The 23,302-nt window shown below is 40.9% G+C and carries 1 protein-coding gene; it reads left to right on the forward strand.

Annotated elements, in window-relative coordinates:
* Positions 1–23,115, forward strand: a complete 23,115-nt coding sequence (locus tag PQO03_RS14915; protein WP_274153987.1) for a hypothetical protein — start codon at positions 1–3, stop codon at positions 23,113–23,115.
* Positions 23,116–23,302 lie beyond the last annotated feature (187 nt).

A 23,302-nucleotide genomic window follows, 5' to 3' on the forward strand; every position in this document is an offset into this window, starting at 1 on the left:
ATGGCTAGTGGAAAATACACGCTCGATTCAATCACGAATGTTGATGCAGTAGAAGAAGGTTTCGATTCGGCAAAAGTAACTGTTAATGTTGATAATTATGACGGAGAGATAACTGGTACTCCAGGTAATGATTCCCTAACTGTGAATGGCAATAAATTTGAAGGTACGGTTGACCTCAGTGGCGGGAATAATAAAGTTTCGATTAAAGGTAATGATTCAGACTTTAGTATCGCTGCTGGTGAAGGTAATGATAAGCTAGATATCAAAGGTATTGAGACAGAAGTTAGTGGTGATCTAGGTGGTGGTTCGAATTCGGTTTCTGTATCAGGTGAAAATGTTGACCTTGATTTAGTTACTGGTGCAGGGAGTGATAAACTAACGCTTAAGGGTTCAGGAGCTTCAGGAGATATTAATCTAGGTGATGGTAATAACTCAGTAAGTGTTAAGGGATCAATTGCGGATGTTGAAATTACTACTGGAAGCGGTGCAGACAAGATCGATGTGAAAGGTGGTTTTTTCGACGGTGTTATTAATGCTGGTGCAGGTGCTGATAATATATCCATTAAAGGCACTAACTTTACAGGCTCTCTCGATGCCGGTGCAGGTGCTGATACAATCGCAATTAAAGGAACTAACTTTACTGGATCAGTAGACGGTGGTGCCGATGCAGATACTATATCAGTTAAAAGCAAAGTATTTAATGGCGATATTACTGGTGGTTCAGGTAATGATACAATTCTTGTAAGTAGCAAAGCCAATGGATCTAATGCATCTATTGATGGTGGCGAAGGCAATGACACGATTTTAGTTAAGTCCAAATCCTCAAGTATTGAGATTGACGGCGGCAGTGGTGATAATACGATCACGATTAAAGGTAAAGATTTTACTGGCGATATAACCACAAGCGGTTCAAATGACACTGTAGACATTACGGGCAAGGGCTTTGACGGTAAAGTCATTGGTGATGGCGCAAATGACACCGTTAATATTGACAAAAGTACAGTAAGCACGATTCGTTTAGAAAATATTGAACAAGTAAACCTAAACTTCGTAAAGAAAGCTCTTATAGGTAACTTCGAACTTACAAATACGAAGATTACAGGAACGGATAACACAGATATAATTAACTTGGTTAACTCATCAGGTGCGACACTCGATTTAGGTGAAGGTGCCGATGAAGTTGAAGCTACTGGTCAAGTCGGTGATCTTACACTAATCAATGTTGAAGATTTAAGTATCAATGATGTAGATGGTCTTGATGGTGCGGTTATTGATATCGTAGGATCAAATGTTGGTACTATCTTTATGAATGATGGCGTCGACCATGTGTTTACGCTTACTGGTGATGCCGAAATTGTTGATTTAGGTAATGGGAACAGCACCATAACAATCAATGGTGTAGATGACGGTGCTGGCGGATTAGTATTTAATGGTACAATCGTTGGTACAGGTAGTAACTCACTAGTTGTTGCAGATAATGTTGATATTTCAGGTGCAACTTTCACTAATTTCGATAGTTATGCATTGGGAGCCAATGTTACCAATAATATCGTTATTGATGCAGATGATGATTTTAGTGCTGGTGTAGGAACTGCTTTTACAATTAAAGACGGTTATAATGGTGTTTTAAATGATACTGAATCAGTTATTATTGATGATGATGCAACTGTAACGCTTATATCTAATAGCTTAGGTACAGTTTCTACGGGTGGTAATTCAAATGTGACAATTATTGGTACAGCAGCCTTGGATACCATCTTCGAAGGTTTAGGAACCTTGACTATTGGTGGTGAATTTGACCACACAATCACAGATGCAAACGGTGATATTACGACTTTGACACTCGCTAAAGATGTCACGCTTACGGCCAATGATTTAGTTGCTTTAGAGGAAGTAAATGGTAGTGGTTTAGGTAGTGAATCTTTGACACTCGTCAATCACAGTGCAAACATTAATGTTAGTGATTTAGAAACACTTTCAGTTGATAACGTTGCTTCTGTGATCAATGACGATGAAAGTCTAGTTAACTTATCAGTTGGTTCAGGTGTAAATGCAGTAGTTAATGATGCGAGTAATATTGTTTCCCTTACAGGTAAAGCTGGTACGGCTGAAAGTGTAACAATTAATGGAAATGGATCTGCGGAAATCACTACAGTTGAATTAGATACACTTACTATCACTGAATCGGCTACGATAAATAATGACACGGCTCTTGATGTGATTAATGGTGACTCAGCAGGTGCTGGTGAAGCATTAACGCTTGTCAATGCTTTTGATGGTGAATTGGTGAAATTCTCAACTGTCACAGTGAATGGCGCATCTAACAACCTGGACCTTACAGACGTTATCGATCTTGTTGTAGTAACTGCAGCAGTTATCACTTCCGACTCAAATCTAGCTACTGTAACGGGTGACGGTACGTCAGATATTACCTTTACAGATACTTTCACAGGTGATGTCACTCAAGTCGATGTTTTAACTCTCCAGGGTGCAAATAGTGATATTGATACAGACGCGTCACTTGCAACGCTTAATCTAGTTAGTGGAACAAGTACAATCACTGGAGCGACATCACTTAGTTCAGTGGTTTCAACTGGATTATCAGACTTAGTTCTCGATGGTGCTACGGCATCAGCCATTAGTTTGGAAAACATAGAAACGGTAACATTAGTAGATGATGTCACGATCACAGCAGGAAGCGAATTGACTTCCGTGATTGGTGATGGCACAACAGTTGTTACTTTTAGTAATGCTTATGCAGGTGCACTTACTGGTGTAGAAAAAGTTATCGGTACGGGTGAAAGCTTGACGCTTACATCAGCATACACTGGTGAATTAGAAAATATTTCAAACTTGATTGTTGCGGATTCAGCAGATATTAGCGCTGATACAGATCTGACTACTGTTACAGGAAACGGAAGCACAGACCTAATATTAAGGAATAATTTTGAAGGTTCACTAGTCGATGTAGAGAACCTTGAACTTGGTGGCCTTAACAATGTTGTCACTCCAGACTCAACTTTATTGACAGTTGAACTTCTAACAGCCAATGCAAATCTTGAGCTCGTTGATGCTTCAAGTGTTACAACAGTAACAGCAAATGCAGGTGCTGCAGATGCAGGTCAAACAGCTCTTGAGCTTAGTGGCGCCGTGGCTGATCAGCCAGCTGCATTAGAAATAGAAAATATTGACACAATTAACTTTATTGCGGATCTTGAGATTACAGAAATAGGTTCTGACTTAGACGTAATCAACGGCAATGGTGTAGCGACATTAGCACTCAATAGCGACTTTACGGGCGAAATAAATAATGTTGTCGTTTTAGATCTTAATGAAACTAATTATGATGTTAGCGCTGATTTTAGACTTACTACACTTAATCTAGAAGCTGTGACGAATGCTAAATTAACAGATGCAATTGCCTTAGAATCGGTAACTGGTGGCGCTTCACTTGAGCTTGCGGGTTCACAAGTTGATGAACTCACAACAACTGGCCTTGTGTCATTGACAGTGGCAGATGATATTGAGCTTGATTCCACAGGACTAACTTCCGTTACTGGAGATGATACCGAAGTACTCCTTCTGAATACTTTTTCCGGTGATGCAAATAACTTGGATATCTTAGAGTTAGAAGGTGTAGGCAATGTTGTTGCAACTACTGATGTAGCGAATGTTGAGTTTACTGAGGATGTAGTAATCACCGATGTAAATGATGATATTGACACTATTGAAGGTGACGGTATTGCAGAGTTAACTCTAATGGAGAACTTCACAGGGATTATTACTAAAGTCAATGACGTAACTCTCAACGGTGATAGTAATACATTCAATACAGATAGCTTACTCGTTGATTTAGATTTAGGCGCAACTAGTTCTGCAACAATAACTGGTGCATCTAGTTTAACTACTGTAGATGGTGGTGTAGAACTAAGCTTGACAGGTGGTCAAACAAGCAGCTTGACAACAACTGTTCTTCAAACTTTGAATGTTGTAGATGATATTGTTATTACTAATGATTCAAATCTAGATACAGTTAATGGTAATGGAGTTGCTCAAGTAACATTAAATAATACTTTTGAAGGTGATGTATCCTCTTTAACTTTAGTTAACCTCAAAGGTTTAACAAACATAATTGATACCACTAGCGTTTCTAAGCTAACCTTAGATAATCAGGCAGAAATTACAGCGGATGCCACTTTAGTAGAAATTGATGGTGATAATGATGCTGTAGTGGTTTTAGCCAATACATTTGCAGGAGATATCACTGGTGTTGCTCAGTTAACTCTGGATGATAATAATGAGGGTGCTGGTACTGATAACGACGTTAATACAGATAGCTCTTTAACTATCTTGAATTTAAAAGGTGCTGTAAACTCAACTGTTTCTAATGCTCAAAATCTTGCTACTGTCAATGCTGATGCAGGTGCAGTAGAAAGCTTAGTTCTTGACGGTGTACAAACTGGTAATCTCGCAACATTTAACCTAGGGACAATTACTGTTGGTGAAGATATTTCCATTACGGCTGATGGAGTATTAGCTGAAGTAATTGGTGCAGGTGGTAATGAAGAAGTTACTCTACAAAATGCATTCACTGGTTCAGCAGATAACCTAACATTGCTTGACCTTAATGGTGGCAGTGGAATTGGTCCAGTTACAACAACAGCAGTTTTAGCTGTTGATGTAAATGGTACAGCAACTGTTAGCGCCGACCCAGCTCTAATTAATGTATCTGGTGATGGTACGTCAGATGTGCTCACGCTTACTACTGAGTTTAACGGTACAGCGACTGACCTCACAACATTAATCCTTGAGCTTGGTGGTGATTTAACGACTAATGGTGTAGATCATGTCCTTACGGCTGCTGACGCAACGATTGATAATACGAATCTTAATACTGTTTCAGGTGATACGCTTAATGGATTGGCAGAAACAGTTACACTATCAAGAGAATTTAGTGGCAGTGCTAATACATTAGCCCAACTTAATCTTGATGGAGGTAGCAGTGCAACAGTAGATCTTACAAGCGTTGTTTCAGTAGATGTGACTGGACCAGCAACTCTCAATGATATAGATGGTGAGCTTACTACATTAACTGGTGATGATCATGTAACACTTACCAACACTTTCAATAGTGGAGATCTAATAGTGCCTGCAACAGCAACGGGCGTAACAGAGCTTACATTAGAAAGTAGTAACAACGTATTTGATTCGGGGGTTAGCCTTGAAGCATTGAATTTGACTTTATCCAATGCTACTGCCGATATCACAGGTGCTACTGAACTTACAAGAATCTCTGCAGTGGACGGTGGTAACGAAGTTGTAACGCTCTCTGGTGCGAATAACCAAACTATTCAAACAATTGACCTCAATACACTTAATGTTGATAACAACGTTACGGTTAATAATGATGGCGAACTCACAGCGCTTAACGGTGATTCAACAATTGTTAACGCTCAAACAACAAGTGCTCAGTTCATTAACAATTTTGCGGGTTCAGCAAAAGCAATAACTACACTTACACTTAATGGTGTAGGTAATGATGTAGAAAGTGACGAGCTCTTAGATAATCTCAATGTAACGGCACTTGGTGGTACCACTGATTTAGATGGAGCGAGCGACCTCCTTACAATTACAGCAGCAGCTGGTAATGAAACAGTTAACTTGACAAACATAGCAAGTTTTGTAAATACTGTTACTACAAGTGCTTTAGAAACACTCACAACCAATGCTGATCTTACTTTAGCAAATGACACAGTGCTAAGTAGTGTTACTGGTACTGGTGGTGAAACAGTTACACTTAATAATGAATTCTCCGGTGTCGCATTAAGCCTTGCAACATTGGACCTCAACGGCGGTAGTACTGGCGGTGTAAGTACAACAGATGTTGTTGCCGTAGATGTTAATGGTTCAGCAACTATTTCTGACCAAAACGATACACTCGTGACACTTTCAGGTGATCCTGATCTTAATGATACAATCACTGTAACAGCTGAATTCTCTGGTGCAGCCACAAACCTTGCACAGCTTAACCTTGATGATGGTAGTGATACAGGTGTTACAGCAAATGGCGTTGTTTCAGTTGATGTTACTGGAACAGCAACAATTACTGCAAATGCAGTACTCGTAACTGTCACGGGTGATGATCACGTAACACTTACAAATGATTTCGATACTGCAGGTTCTAGTGCAACAGGTCTAATTGACCTTACTCTTGGTGGTAGTACGAACGTATTTGCTTCAGATGTGAATCTCGATAACCTCGTCCTCACTACAGCTACAGCAAGTGCCACTCTTACGGGTGCAACTGATCTGATCAAAATCACTGCAGTTGACGGTACAAGTGAAACTGTAACCTTAACCGGTGCGAACAATCAAACAATCCAAACGGTTGACCTCAATACACTCAATGTTAACAGTGCAGTAGTCGTTAACAATGATGATGAACTTACAAATCTCAATGGTACACTTGCAACGGCTGGCTCAGCTCAGCTCACACAAAACTTTACTGGTAATGTTACCAATGTAACTGCACTCACATTAGATGGTGCAAGCAATGCTGTTACTTCAGACGCTAACTTAACAAATCTAATTACTACGGCGATTAGTGGTACAACAAGCTTAGCTGATGCTGTAAACCTTGTGTCAATTGTAGCTGCGGGCGGTTCTGAGACGGTTAACCTGACGGGCACAAATGCAAGCCCTGACGTGATCAGCACAGTTGCTTTAGAAGTATTGACGACAGATACTGACATTACTTTAAGTAACGACACATCGTTGAATAATGTAAGCGGTACAGCAGGCACTGAGACAGTGATCCTGAATGGTGAATTCTCTGGTGATGCATCCAGTTTAGCTATGCTAGACTTGAATGACGGTAGCTCTACAGGTGTTGATACAACATCTGTTCTTGCAGTTGACGTCAATGTTTCTGCAACAATTACGGATACAAACGATACTCTTACAGCACTTTCTGGTGATGGTGATGATACAATCACTGTGACAGCTGATTTTAACGGTACGGCTACTCAATTAGCTCAGCTCAACTTGAACGCAGGTAGCAGTGTAGGTGTTGCTGCAACAGGTGTAGATGCTGTATCAGTAAACGGAACAGCAACTATCGATGCAGATACTGACCTCGTTACAGTAACAGGTGATGGTAACGATGTTGTTATTCTAGAAAGCGTGTTTGACGGTAGTGTTACAGGTATTAACAACCTTACTTTGAGTGAAGCAAACAATGATGTCGATACAGATGTATCTCTCACAAACCTCACTTTAAATTCATCTGCAACTGCAACAGTTTCTGATGCGCAAAACCTTGCGATAGTTAATGGTAATGCGGATTTAGCAGTAGAGTCGCTAGTACTAGATGGTTTGCAAACTGTCAACCTCCAAACGAATAACTTGAATACCTTAACGGTAAATGAAACCATCACAGTAACTAATGACACAGTCTTAGCTTCTGTGATCGGTAACGGTGGCAATGACACAATTACCCTCTTAGGTGAGTTTACTGGTACAGCAAATACATTTGCTTTACTTGATCTGAATGCTGGTAGTGCAGGTACGGTTACAACAACTGCAGTAGTTGCGGTAGATGTAAATGGCACAGCAATAGTAACAGATACAGATACATCTTTAACTACAGTATCTGGTGATGGTACAGCAGATGTACTCACGCTCACAGCGCAATTTAATGGTAACGCTAGTGACCTAACTACATTAAACCTTAATACGGGTGGTACAGTTACCTCAACTGATGTAGTGAATGTAGTAACAGATGCTGATGCACAGCTGACTTCTACAGGTCTTGTAACACTTGACGGTGTAACTGGTGATGAGAATGTCGTACTTGTTAATACTTTCACTGGTACAGCTACAAATCTTGATCTCTTAACTGTACAGTCAGGCGGTACCTTCACTGCTACAGGTGTTGATGACATTTTAACTAATGCTGATGCGACAATTACCAACACTGGCCTTGTTACAGTTACAGGTACTGGTACCGAAAATGTCGTACTCGTTAATGCTTTCACTGGTACAGCTACATTACTTGATCTCTTAACAGTAGAAGCAGGTGGTACATTCACATCAACAAATGTGGATGACATTTATACTCACGCAGATGCAACGATCACAAATTCTGGCCTTTCTACAATTACTGGTGACGCTGGTACAGAAAATGTTGTATTAGAAAACGTCTTTAATGGTACAGCCACAGACCTGGATCTCTTAACGGTAGAAGCAGGTGGTACCTTCACATCAACCGATGTCGATGATATCATAACTGATGCCGATGCAACAATCACCAATACCAACCTTCTTACTGTTACAGGTGTGGATGGAGCCGAGAATGTAACACTAGTAAATGCTTTTAGCGGCGTAGCTACAGATCTCGATCTCTTAACGGTACAATTAGGTGGTACCTTCACATCAACAGATGTCGATGATATCATAACTGATGCTGATGCGACAATCACCAATACCAACCTTGATACAATTACAGGTGTGGATGGAGCCGAGAATGTAACACTAGTAAATGCTTTTAGCGGCGTAGCTACAGATCTCGATCTCTTAACAGTAGAAGATGGTGGTACATTCACATCAACAGATGTCGATGATATCATAACTGATGCCGACGCAACAATCACCAATACCAACCTTGATACAATTACAGGTGTGGATGGAGCCGAGAATGTAACACTAGTAAATGCTTTTAGCGGCGTAGCTACAGATCTCGATCTCTTAACGGTACAATTAGGTGGTACCTTCACATCAACAGATGTCGATGATATCATAACTGATGCCGATGCAACAATCACCAACACCAACCTTGATACAATTACAGGTGTGGATGGAGCAGAGAATGTAACACTAGTAAATGCTTTCACTGGCACAGCTACAGATCTTGATCTCTTAACTGTACAGTCAGGTGGTACCTTCACTGCGACAGGTGTTGATGACATTTTAACTAATGCTGATGCGACAATTACCAACACTGGCCTTGTTACAGTTACAGGTACTGGTACCGAAAATGTCGTACTCGTTAATGCTTTCACTGGTACAGCTACATTACTTGATCTCTTAACAGTAGAAGATGGTGGTACATTCACATCAACAGATGTCGATGATATCATAACTGATGCCGACGCAACAATCACCAATACCAACCTGGATACAATTACAGGTGTGGATGGAGCCGAGAATGTAACACTAGTAAATGCTTTTAGCGGCGTAGCTACAGATCTCGATCTCTTAACGGTACAATTAGGTGGTACCTTCACATCAACAGATGTCGATGATATCATAACTGATGCCGATGCAACAATCACCAATACCAACCTTGATACAATTACAGGTGTGGATGGAGCCGAGAATGTAACACTAGTAAATGCTTTTAGCGGCGTAGCTACAGATCTCGATCTCTTAACGGTACAATTAGGTGGTACCTTCACATCAACAGATGTCGATGATATCATAACTGATGCCGATGCAACAATCACCAATACCAACCTTGATACAATTACAGGTGTGGATGGAGCCGAGAATGTAACACTAGTAAATGCTTTTAGCGGCGTAGCTACAGATCTCGATCTCTTAACGGTACAATTAGGTGGTACCTTCACATCAACAGATGTCGATGATATCATAACTGATGCCGACGCAACAATCACCAATACCAACCTTGATACAATTACAGGTGTGGATGGAGCCGAGAATGTAACACTAGTAAATGCTTTTAGCGGCGTAGCTACAGATCTCGATCTCTTAACGGTACAATTAGGTGGTACCTTCACATCAACAGATGTCGATGATATCATAACTGATGCCGATGCAACAATCACCAATACCAACCTTGATACAATTACAGGTGTGGATGGAGCCGAGAATGTAACTCTAGTTAATGCTTTTAGCGGCGTAGCCACAGATCTCGATCTCTTAACGGTACAATTAGGTGGTACCTTCACATCAACAGATGTCGATGATATCATAACTGATGCCGATGCAACAATCACCAATACCAACCTTGATACAATTACAGGTGTGGATGGAGCCGAGAATGTAACACTAGTAAATGCTTTTAGCGGCGTAGCTACAGATCTCGATCTCTTAACGGTACAATTAGGTGGTACCTTCACATCAACAGATGTCGATGATATCATAACTGATGCCGACGCAACAATCACCAATACCAACCTTGATACAATTACAGGTGTGGATGGAGCCGAGAATGTAACACTAGTAAATGCTTTTAGCGGCGTAGCTACAGATCTCGATCTCTTAACGGTACAATTAGGTGGTACCTTCACATCAACAGATGTCGATGATATCATAACTGATGCCGACGCAACAATCACCAATACCAACCTTGATACAATTACAGGTGTGGATGGAGCCGAGAATGTAACACTAGTAAATGCTTTTAGCGGCGTAGCTACAGATCTCGATCTCTTAACGGTACAATTAGGTGGTACCTTCACATCAACAGATGTCGATGATATCATAACTGATGCCGATGCAACAATCACCAATACCAACCTTGATACAATTACAGGTGTGGATGGAGCCGAGAATGTAACTCTATTTAATGCTTTCACAGGAACAGCGAGTGACCTTAATCTCTTAACAGTTGAAGCTGGTGGTAATTTCATCAGTACAGACGTAATCACAATTAATACTCAAGCAGATGCAACTATTGACAATACAGGCCTAAGCCTAATTGATGGTACTGATACAGAGACAGTAACATTAAGCAAAACTTTCAATGGTACGGCGACAGATCTTTTTGCACTTAAACTCGGTGGTACAGGTCATACTGTTCTAGCGGACAATAAACTTGATGAACTCACACTCTTAAGTGATGATGCGACAGCTCAGCTTACAGGTGCAACTGATCTTATAAAAATCACTGGATCTGCTACTCTTATTAGTAGCGAAACTGTAACTCTTGTAGGTTCAAATAACCAAACAATTCAGACAGTAGAACTCGAGACACTTATTGTAGATAGTGCAGTTGTTGTTAACAATGACAGCGAGCTCACGCTTCTCGATGGTGCAGATACAGTTGCTACATTAACGCAGAGCTTTAGTGGTACAGTAGCAGATATCACTACGCTTACACTGGATGGCACAGCTAACCTCGTTGCTGCTGATGGTGATCTTGTCGCTCTTGAACTTACTGCTGACAATGCTTCAGCTACGGTAAGTTTAGCAAGTAGTCTCGCTCTAATCACGGGTACAGATTCTGCAATGACTACTGAAACGGTAACACTCACAAGTGCTCCGGCAGCGCTCCTTCAGACTGTTGATCTCGAAGCACTTAATGTTGCGAGTGATGTTCATGTTAATAATGATGCTTCACTAATTAATATTAATGCAGGTGGCTTTGACGTACAACTTGATAATAACTTCAACGGTACAATTATTAATGCTGTAGATCTTGATCTAGATGGTTCTACTAACACAGTTATTTCTGATGGTGGCCTAGTAAACCTCTTTGTTCTTACTGATAGCACTACGACACTTACAGATGCTACGAATGCACTCTTGGAAATCACTGGTGATGCTGTAGGTACAACAACAAGTGTTGATCTACAGGGTGCTCCTCACACAACAGCACTTAAGACAGTGAATATCAATAGCCTTGAAGTTGATACTGATATAACGGTAGATGCAGATATAAGATTAACATCTGTTGATGGTGATGCTGCTAATACTGATTTAGATCTAACAATTGCAAATTCATTTACAGGTAGTGCGACAAACGTTGATACCTTGACTTTAGCAGGTGAGACAAATGATCTTACTTCTGATGCCGACTTAGACACATTGAACCTTACATTTGCTACAGGTAGTACTTCAACTGTAAATAGTGCGTCTTCACTTACATTAGTAAACGGTGGTGCGGGTACTGATACCTTAACATTAGGCGATGGTAGTGATGTAGCAACCTTGACAATAAATGGCATTGAAACCTTGAACCTCGGTGAAGCTGGCGTAGCCGGTATTGAATTCCTCAACATTGCTGGTGCAGGTGTTATAAACCTCAACCTCAATGAAGGTGTTACTGTAGGTAACTTCACAGCAAGTGCCGCACTCTTAGACCTGAATCTTGCGGACAACGCAGTCATTCAATTGACTGATGCAAGTACACTCGCAACACTTGATGTTGATGCAAACATCACTGGTGCTGTTGTGACTGAAGCAGGATCGACAAACTTCACTGCTATCACAATTGGTACTACAGGTGCTGTAGATGCTAATGATATCAGCTCAGTTACAGTTCATAATGCCGATGCAGTGGCACTCATTATTGGTGCTGCTGGTAATGAAACTGTTACGCTCACAACTAATTCGGCTGCAATTACTACTGTAGCTCTTGAGACACTCAATATTGATACTGATACAGAAATCACAGATGTTGATGGATTACTTACGACACTCAATGGTAATATTAGTGACCCACTTGATGATGATAACGCAGTAGTATTCATGAATAACTTTACCGGTGATGTTTCCGGTATTGATGTTATCACTGTACAAGATAATGCGATCTCTAGCTTCACTGATATAGATGAGTCACTCCTCACATTAAATGTGGGTGAGTCTGGCAGAGTCACAGTTTCTGGTGCAGAAAATTTAGCGACTGTTGTAGGCAATGGATCTACAACTGCTGATGAAGTAGTCACGATCAATGACAGAACGAATACTGCGGCTGTTAACTTTACTGATATCGAAGATATTCGTCTTGGCGAAAATGTTGATCTCGTCGCCACTGTCGATGATGAGCTTGAACAAGTAACTATGGAAGCTGGCGCAAATGTTAACCTCACATTAGATGCAACTGTAGTTACAAGCGGTCTTGAATCTGTTGCAGGTGATACTGATGGTGAAGAATCACTCACAATTAGCTCTGCAGATCCGCTTGTTACAACAAGTGCAAACCTTTTAGTTGACGAACTCGAAATAGTTACGATTGGCGAGAACATGAATGTTACTCTAGGTGACAGTGCGGGTTCTGATGTTGATAATATTACTATTGGCAAGGATTCTACGCTAACATTGAGTAACGTTGTTAATACAGAAACTTATAACGGTTTGATTGTTAAAGGTGATGAACTTGGTGGTGGTACAGAAACATTCGTTCTTAATACTTCAGGTGATATTCAATTAGATTTCGTCGAGCAACTCGAAACGGGTCCTAATGCAATTGTTGACGTTGAAACAGATGCCAATCTCATTGGTCTTACAATCGGTACAAACAGTGAAGTTAACCTCAACGATGCGACTGAGCTACAAACTGCCACTGCAGATGCCACTGGTAATGAAGTTCTCACACTTCAGAAAGGTATTAGCAATATTACTAACGATCAGGTTGTTACAATTACTGGCGTAGATGACCTCACTCTTGGTGACGACTCAGTTCAAGTATTTGACGATGTTCAAGTTGATGATGATATGGAAAATCTCACACTTGCAGAGCAAACGACCGCGATAGTAACTATTAGTGATAATGTTGATGCGGGTACTACAGCTGGCCTTACTAACCTTACACTTGCAGATGGTGTTGATTTAACACTCGAAGTACTTGCTGATGCTAATGTTACAATTACTAATCTCGATGTTCTTACGGAAGATTCAGTAACAGTAACAGATAAAGGCGAGATTACTGCCGCAACAGGTATTTTCGAAACTGCCACACTAGGATTAGACAGTACTCTAGTATTTAATGCTGACTACGATGCAATTAATGCAGACTTTGGTATCCATACAATCACGGGTGCAGCTACTGGTGCAGGTACTGGTGAAACAGTAACACTCACAGGTATGGGTAACGACCTGGAAGAATTGGATCTTAATGACATTGAAAATCTCACAATTGATGGTGATGCGGCTATAATCACTAACTCTTCCGGTGAGACTCTCTCTTCACTTACTGACGCTACTGCGACAGTCAACTCTGTAACTCTTGAATTCGATACCACACGTGATCTTACTATCAACAATATCGAAACAGTTAATATCGCTGATAACGCTACTATCCCTGTAAATGGACACAGCCTAAGCCTTATTGATGGTACAAGTTCTATAGCAACCCTTAACATTGATCTAAATGGCGATGTTACCTTAGCAGGAGCAACTGAACTCACAACAGTTCTTGGTACAAATGGTAATAACGAAACACTTACCTTACTCGATAGTGTAGATGCAGGCGGTGCTTCAATCACAGATATCGAAACTCTAACAGTAAATGGTGCAGGCAATGTTATCACGACAGATAATGAGCTCACTACTTTAACTCTTGGCACAGCTGCTGTAGCAGACCTTACAGGTGCGGATCAGTTGATTACTGTTTCAGGACAAGCTCTGACGGATGAAACTCTTACACTCCAGACGGCTACTTCGACAATCACTAATCTTAATAATATCGAAGATCTCACACTTGGTGATGGTTCTACTCAAACATTTGTCATTACATCGACTGATGACGAACTCACAGACCTCACTCTCGCAGCAGATACTTCTTTAACTTACACAACAACTGATGACGTGCTGATTGACGAGTCAACTCCGACTCAATTTGAAGCTATCTTCAATGTAGATGCAGCAGCTGGTGCAGCTCTTACTATTACTACTGGTATCAATGCACAGCTTTCAATTAATAGTCTTACGGAACTATCACTCGCAGATGCTTCTTACAGTGAAGTAACTGATGAAACGCAGACTCTCGTTGACCTGACAGTAGGTGTTAATTCAACAGCTAAAATCATCAATGCCGATAATCTTGATGTCGTTGCTGCTGGAGGCGGTAATGAAACACTCATCCTTGACTACGCTAATGACACAGTCGATCACGAGATGGAAATCAACCTCGTTGACAACCTAGAAATTGGTGCGGAAATCGAGATGTTTATCGATGACTCAAGAAATAATGCACTCTTGAATCTCACTGTTGGCGAAAACTCCACAGTAACTTTTGCGGATCTTGACATGGTTAGCGATAATGATGATGGTGCTGGTGGTAATGACCTTGTTAGCCTCACGGGTAGCACTGGTTACGAAACAGTAAACCTCGCTAACCCAATCACGGCTGCTTCAAGTACTGATATTGATGAAATCACTACTAATGGTGATTCAAGCTTCACTTCTGCTGATGGCTTAACTCAGCTCAATGTAAGCTCCGGTACGACTACAGTTGACAGTGCCAGTGACTTAATAACTGTTTACCTTGCAGATGGAGCAGCTGTAGACCTAGCTGATACTCCGAACGTAACGACGATCATCGGTGATGCTGTTGATGTTGATCTTACTAATGGTGTTACTTACGATGGTACAGTTGTTCTAAATGATGGACCAGAAGAATCTGTAACACTTCGTGATACAGCTATTAATATTACGACTATTGAAAATATCGACGTCCTCACAGTTGGTGATGGCTCTGCTAGTCAACAATTCGTACTCACTGGTGTAGATGATGACCTTACAAATGTCTTCATCAATGAAGGTGCTACACTCGATATCGATGGTAATCTTGATCTCCAGTACGTTAAAGGTGAAGGCTCCACTTTCGAAACTCTTACAATTGACAGTGTCGCTGATCTTGCTTCAGATGAAATAGATGTGACTGTTAATGGTATTACACACAACTTCATTGAAAGCACACATTTTCTTTCAGGTGCAGACGAAAATGAAACTGCACAAAACTTAGCAGCTGCTATTGATGCTGCCTTTGCTAGTTCTGTTACTGTTGTTACTGGTGATACCATCACCTTAACTGACCTTAACTCTAATTTTGTTGTTACTACTGATAACGGTAGTTCTGCAGTATCAATTGGTACTGAAGTAATAGCGGCTGATACTGGTGATGGAGAATCACTCATAGTTCGAGACGCAGATGCCGATGGTTTCAAAATTATTGACATTGAAAACCTCACACTTGGTGATGATACGAATCAGGACTTTAATACTATCACGGTTGCCGATGATCAGCTTAAAACGATCACACTAGAAGACGCTACTACTGCTACAGTTGATTTTGACGCGGCCTCTACGCTCACATCTATCACTCTAGCAGATGCTTCAAATCTCACACTCACGGGTGCCGATCACGGTCTCACTGAACTTGATGTGGATTTTGTTATCGCTGAAGGTGATACTGGTAGTGCTACACTTACTGAAACAGACGTTGATACACTCACAACAGTTAATATCAGTGAAAACATCACTTTAACTCTCAATGACGCCTCTGCAGTAACAGAGATCAATGGTGTTGTAGACAACCCAACCTTCATTATGACAACTAATGAAGAGGGTGTAATCATCGCCAATGGTAATGCAATAACTAACATCAATAACCTTGAAAATGTAACAATTACTGATACGTCAGTTACTACTCTTGAAGATAATGGTTCTCTCCATACTCTTACTGGGTCAGGTGTTACTCAAGACATTATAGTGAATGGTAACAGCACTCAGTTTGTTTCTTCTGAAAATGTTGAAACACTTACAATTGAAAATAGTGTGGGCGCGATGGGAGCTGGATTCAATGCCAATGACCATGTTGAGACTCTTACTGTGGGTGATACTGCTCAGGAAGAGACCTTCTACCTCGATAGTATAGTTGGCCTCGAAAGTATTCTAGGTACGACGAATACTGAAAACGTTTACCTTCTCGATGCTGACCATGGAAATATTGATATAGTTGATATTGAGCTTCTAAGTCTTAGTGCTGCAGTGATAGTAACTGATGATGATTTGTTGGATGGCTTGTTGGTAGCAGACAATGATGGTCTAGGTGATGTCACTGATCTCATCGTTGTTGACGGTACAACTGAAATCAGAAATGCTGATAGTCTTGAAAATATTACAGGTTCTGGCGCAGCGTCAACTGTTGAAGTTAATAACGTAACTACAACAGGTGCTGCAGTTGGCAGTTCACTAGATTCTGTCACAAATGTAGGTCAGCTAGTTCTTAACTATGAAGGTGTATTTGCAGAGTCATTCACGTTTGACGAGACTCTCACAACATTAACTTTTGGTAATGATTCAGGTATTCAGGATTGGGAGATGACTTTTGTTCCAACGGTAATGGGTGAATTAGCTCAACTTGAATCTATTAACGGTGTTGGAGCAATTAACTCACTCACTATCAATGGTAATGCAATCGAATTTGATATTACAAATATTGCTGATCTCACGGTAGACACTGATGCTACGATTAACGATGATGATGGTACTCTTGCGTCTGGTGATGGTACTGGTGATATCGTAGACCTTACTGTTGGTGCGGGTACGTACACGATCAACAACGCAGACTCACTCGTGACTCTCGATGGTGATAACACAAGTACTGTTACTGTTAATGGTAATAGCACATTATTCGATACTGTGACCAGCGTATTTGACCTCACAATTCAAAACACTACTGCTACACCGCTTACTGTTGATGGTGACCTTGAAGTATTAACCGTAGGTAACAATCTTGCAGGTGTTCCAGGTGAGCAGACATTTACAGTAGATGGTGCCGAAAATGTAACTTCGCTTACAGGGACAGTCGATGGAACTGAAACTGTTGTTCTTGACGATACGCTTGCTTCTGTTCTCAATGTTTCTGAAATTGAACATTTAACTATAGAAGATGACCTCACTATCAATGAACTTACTCCAGATATTGCTACTACAGCTGATGGCTTAACTACTCTTACAGTCGGTAATACAGGTCGTGACACAACGGTCATTGCCAATGATGTTGCTGACTTAGCAAGCTTAACTGGTGTAACGTCCTTATTCGACGATATTGTTGATATTAACGGCAACACAGCAGCATTCACTACAGTGACTGAAATCGAGGTTCTCTCAGTAGATACTTCGACAGATTTTTCTGCTGATTCTAGCCTGACAACTCTTACGGTAGGTGATGGAGTAACTGATTCTCAGTCATGGGATGTGACCTCTGCAACTGATAGTTTAACTACAGTTAATGGTTCAGCTGCTGCTGATGAAACACTCGAGTTGACATCTAACGCCAGTACTTTAGCTGCGACAGATATCGAAACTCTTAAAGTAGGTACGGCAGCTTATTCAACCTTAACAATTGATAGCTTCAATGTCTATCCTGCTGCAGTACTTACTTTTGAAGTAGATGGCGTAACCTATACAATTACTGAAGGTCCTGACTGGGCCGACAGTGCAGTATCTGCTGATGCAGTAGCAACGAGCATAGCTGCCGCAATTGACGCTGAGTATGCTGCTCCAATTACAACTGTAGATGGTGACGTAATTAGACTTGATATTCCTAATGCTGTCTTCACTTCTGGTCTTGCGAATATGACTGAATTTGATGGAGGTGGTCAAGTTACTGATCTATCTACCAACTCAGCTCTTAAAACACTGATTATTTCTGAAGATGAAACTGTCGACCTCGTCAGCGGTGGTAACTCAATCACAACTGTTAATGGTGATGTGGGTACAGAAACCGTGAACTTCGAAGATGGAAATAATTCTGCGATTGATATCAACGGTGTAGAAAATGCTGGTCTTAGTGATGATACAACTCTAACTGATGACGGGTCTCTAGTTGAAGTTTATGGCATCGCGGGTGGTATTGCTGGAACTAATGTTAACGCAGTTAGCATCCTCGGTAACGATGATACACTAGACTCGGTTAGCGATGTCATTAACCTTTCTGTTGAGAATACAGCAGATTTCACAGATGCAACAAGTGAAATTCAAATTCTGACCCTTGGTGCTGATGATATCACGTCTGACTTTACTGTCACTCAACTCGGCACTCTTGAGCAACTTAATGGTGCGGTAGATGCAGACCCAACTTTAACGAATCAAACTGTAACGATCGAAGGTAACACGGGTTTATTTGCTGATGTAAGTGAAGTTGAAGTTCTTTCAGTCGAAAATGCAACAACTCTTACTGATACAGACGACTTAGTTGAACTTACTCTTGGTAATGCAATCGCAACTCAAAGCTTTGAAATTAATGATGTAGCCGCTTTGGAAAGCTTAAGTGGTGCTGCTGATGCAAATGTTAGTCAAATTAACTTCTTTGACCTTGGTGATGCTCCAGGTGATGCACCTCAGTTAACTCACGCGGACTTTGGTGCAGTGACTTTGACTGAAGGTATTGATTGGAATGTTGCAGGTACTTTGGCTGACACAGCTATAGATTTTGCCGCAGCAGTTAATAATGCCTTTGGTGAAGGTTCAGCTACTGCAGCCGGTAGTCTTGTTAGCCTTAACCCAAGTATAACTATCGGAGTTGATGCTACATTCGGCCCATATGGTTACTCTACAAATATCAACGTTCTTTCAAGTGGAGTAGAGACTGTAGACATCAATGGCAATAGTTCAGAATTCGCCAATGTGACAGCTATTGAATACCTCAGTGTTGAAAATGCGACAGATCTTACAGATACTAATGACTTGATCACACTCACAGTGGGTGATGGTGGCTCAACACAAGAATTTAGTGTCGATGCTGTTAGCGAACTCACCATGGTTACTGGTACAGCTGGTAACGAGACATTAACTATTACAGGCAATGATACTAGCTTAATTAGTGCAACTGAGATCGAAACACTTAGTATCGAGAATACTAATAATGTGGCTTTCGCTACAGACGGTGATTTAACATCATTAACGGTTGGTAATGATGCCAATTTCCAAGTCTTTAATGTAGCAAATGCTTCTGGCTTAACGGATCTTGCTGGTACAGCTGGCGGTACAGAAACTGTACTCATCACGGATAATGCAGAGGCTGAGCTCGACGTATACGAAGTTGAAGATTTAACAATCGAAAATGCGGTTATCATTAATGATGATGATACAGCTGATGTAATGACAGCTGCAGATGGGATTGGTGATATTGCTACTCTCACAGTAGGAGATTCTACTTCTGTACAATCCTTCACTATCAATAATGCCGATAGCCTAGTGACTCTCGAAGGTACAGTCGGTGGTACGGAAACTGTTATTGTTGATAATGTCGACACTGATCTTCTTGATCCAGATACTGATACATTAGTTCTTGCAACTGTAACTGAAGTTGAGAATCTTATCGTTACAAAATCTAGAGACTTTACGTTTGATGATTCTCTAGAAAGTCTCGTAGTTGGTGATGGTGTGACAGATTCACAGTCTTGGACAGTTACAAATGTCGATGTAACAGATAATCTCACATCTGTTGAAGGTTCAGCTGCAGACTTAGAGACTCTTACAGTTTCTGGTCATGGTGATCTAACAACTGAAAAGCTTGAGACTCTTAATCTCGATACAGATGCAGCTCTTGACCTGAATGATACAGCACTAACTACACTTGGTGTAAGTGGTTCAGGAACTGAAATCGTTGTAACTGATGGCGCAAGTATTACCACTATCAATGATGAGGATGGACAGACTGGCCAAAGTGTTGAGTTTGTTAACGAAAACACAGCTTCTAACCTCGATGTTAATGGCCTTGAGATCCTAAGTCTTGTAACGGGTACAACTGTTGATGGTGATGGTACTCTTGATGATGTTGATGTCACTACAGCAGGTCAGAATTTAACCATCAACGGTGGTTCAGGCCTCAATAATGTAAACTTCACAGGCATTGGTAATAGCTTGTCTCTAACGACAAGCAATACTAACAGTATCAGCTTCGATAACCTTCAGACTTTGACGCTAGGTACAGACACCGCTGTCTTAGAGTACTTTTACCACATGTATGATGATACTAGCACAATTACTCAGGTTAATTTACTTGGTACAACAAATGGTGTAGAAACTTATTTATTTAACTTCAATAATTTATCGGACATTAATGGATCTGACGCAGGAAATGATATGGTCTATCTGTGGGGTGGAGTTTCAACTGCTATTGATATTAGCGACCTCGAGACTTTATACACCCAGTCTGCGACAACCATTGATGATGAAACTGATTCATTAAGTACTTTACACAACATTAGTTTTACTGGTCTAGTAACGGTGAATTCTTCTGGTGCAAGTACTTTAACCAGCATTCTTGGTAATAGCGGTACAACTTCAGTCACTCTTGCGAATGACAATGCTGATACAATTAGCGTTACTAATATTTTTGAATTAACAATCAATAATGGTATTCAAACGACTATTAACACGAATTCTGTACTCGATATAATTAATTTTGACGCTGACCTCAATAATGATGTGGATACCGTTCTAGATGGTCTCACAATTACTGGTGCTACTGGTCTCAGCGATATCAATGGTACGGCTAATGAAATCCTCACATTGACAAGTTCCATCGGAACTGCAGTTGATATGAGCAATATTGCCGACCTTACTGTTGGAAGTGATATAGCCACTGGTATTACTCTCGCTGATGTAACTGACAGTACGAACACGATTGCTGACCTTACAATTCTAGGTAATGCTGGTACTTCTTCAGTAACGATTGATGCAGCAGCGAGTATTTTAGAGACAATTGTTGCTGATGCTGATGTTGATGACACAGTCATTCTCACAACTTCTAGTGCGGCAACAATTGGCGTAACTGACCTAGATCACCTCACAGTAGTTGATACAACATTAATTAATGATGACGGTGAGTTAAACTCATTAGAAGTGACTGCTGCATCTACGACGATCACAGTCGACTCAGGTGTGAATCCAAGTACTCTTGCCTCTATAACTGGTAATGATACAACTCTCATCTTCCTTGGCGATCATTTAAACCCAACAGATACAATTACTCTTGATGGCGTATCTGAAGTGACTCTGCTCGAAGATGCAACCATCAATGATAACGATACATTGGAGACTATTACCCTCGCTGCTAGTACAGTAGTAACAGTTAATAATGCAGATTTGTTGACAACTATTAATGGTCAAATTGGTACAACAGAAGAAATTACTATCACAGGTAATCATGAGCCAGTAACGCTTGATCCCGTTACGACTCAAATCGACCTTAATAATATGGAGATCGTATCTGTTGATATAAGTACTCGTCTAGTGGATACCACAAATACCATAACAACTGTGAACTTGACTGGTTCTGGTGCTGAGGACTTCGATATCTCTGGTGCGAGTAAGATCACAGTCCTTGACGGTACTGATAATCAAACGGTAACGCTTGAGACAGCGACTGATGCTGTCTTAACTGTGACAGATATTGCTACACTTGAATTGACTGACGCTGGTGAAACATATAGCCAAATCAATGCAGATGGTGATTTAACTACTTTGCTCATTGGTACAGGCGTAACAGCAAGTGTCGATGCAACTGCCTCACTTACGATGACAGGACTTACACTTGATGATGGTGCTGATCTCACTCTAAGTGGTATTACTACTGCATTCGGTGCTTTCACTGAGACAGATGCAGCCGAGACTGTAATTCTTGATGACGTTGATGATGTCATTACTGAGGTTGTTGTTGGTCAAGGTTCTAACATGACTTTGGAAACTTCTACGGCAGTTGAATCAATCACTGGTGATAATGCTGTAGGTAATGAAGTAACTGTCTTTGGTACACAAGAAGGTCTCGTAAGTGAGGCAATTATCATTGATGACGTTGAAACAGTTAATCTTACTGGTCGCCTTGAAGAGACCTTCGGTGCTAATCTTGAAGTTAACAATAGTGCTGGTGGTGGTAACGGTGTTCAGACGATCAATTTATCTGATGATTCCAATGGTGACTTCGCAGTCATTGATGCGTCGAGTACTGATGTTGACTTCAGCATAAATATGAATGATGGTAACGATAAAATTATCATTGATCTAGTGGCTTTCCAAGGTACTGCTAACGGTGGTGATGGTACTGATGAAATTCAGATTATTGGCCAAGTTGATGCAGCCTTCGCATTAGCGGATTTCGAGACGATCAAGCTAGGTAATGGTAATGGTTCTGGTGGTGCTGGTGATGAAAGAGTTGATCTTACAGGTGATGCAATTTCTCATAGCAGTGCAACTCCAATAACTATTGACCTCGAAGGATCGGCTAGCTCCACATTTGACGCAAGTTTTGGTTTCTGGGGTGGTCTTGGTACTGATATGCTTATCAACGGTAGCGTGACTATCGACCTTGAAGATGGCGGTGCATGGAATGGTGCTAACACTATCTATACCTTCGCATAAGTCGAAACTAAATTAACTCAGGAAGTCTAACTTCCTTAAATCAAAAAGAGCCCCGCACATGCGGGGCTCTTTTTGTTTGTTAGCTAGTCCAAGCTTTAGCTTGCTTATCAGGCACGCGTCCAAAAGTAAGTAGTCCAAGCTTTAGTTTGCGTATCAGGCACACGTCCAAAAGTACGTAGTTCAAGCT

The organism is Lentisphaera profundi, assembly GCF_028728065.1.
Classification (GTDB): Bacteria; Verrucomicrobiota; Lentisphaeria; order Lentisphaerales; family Lentisphaeraceae; genus Lentisphaera; species Lentisphaera profundi.

Coding starts and splice junctions, on each gene's coding strand:
- PQO03_RS14915 (WP_274153987.1), top strand. CDS start 1: ATGGCTAGTGGAAAATACACGCTCGATTCAATCACGAATGTTGATGCA.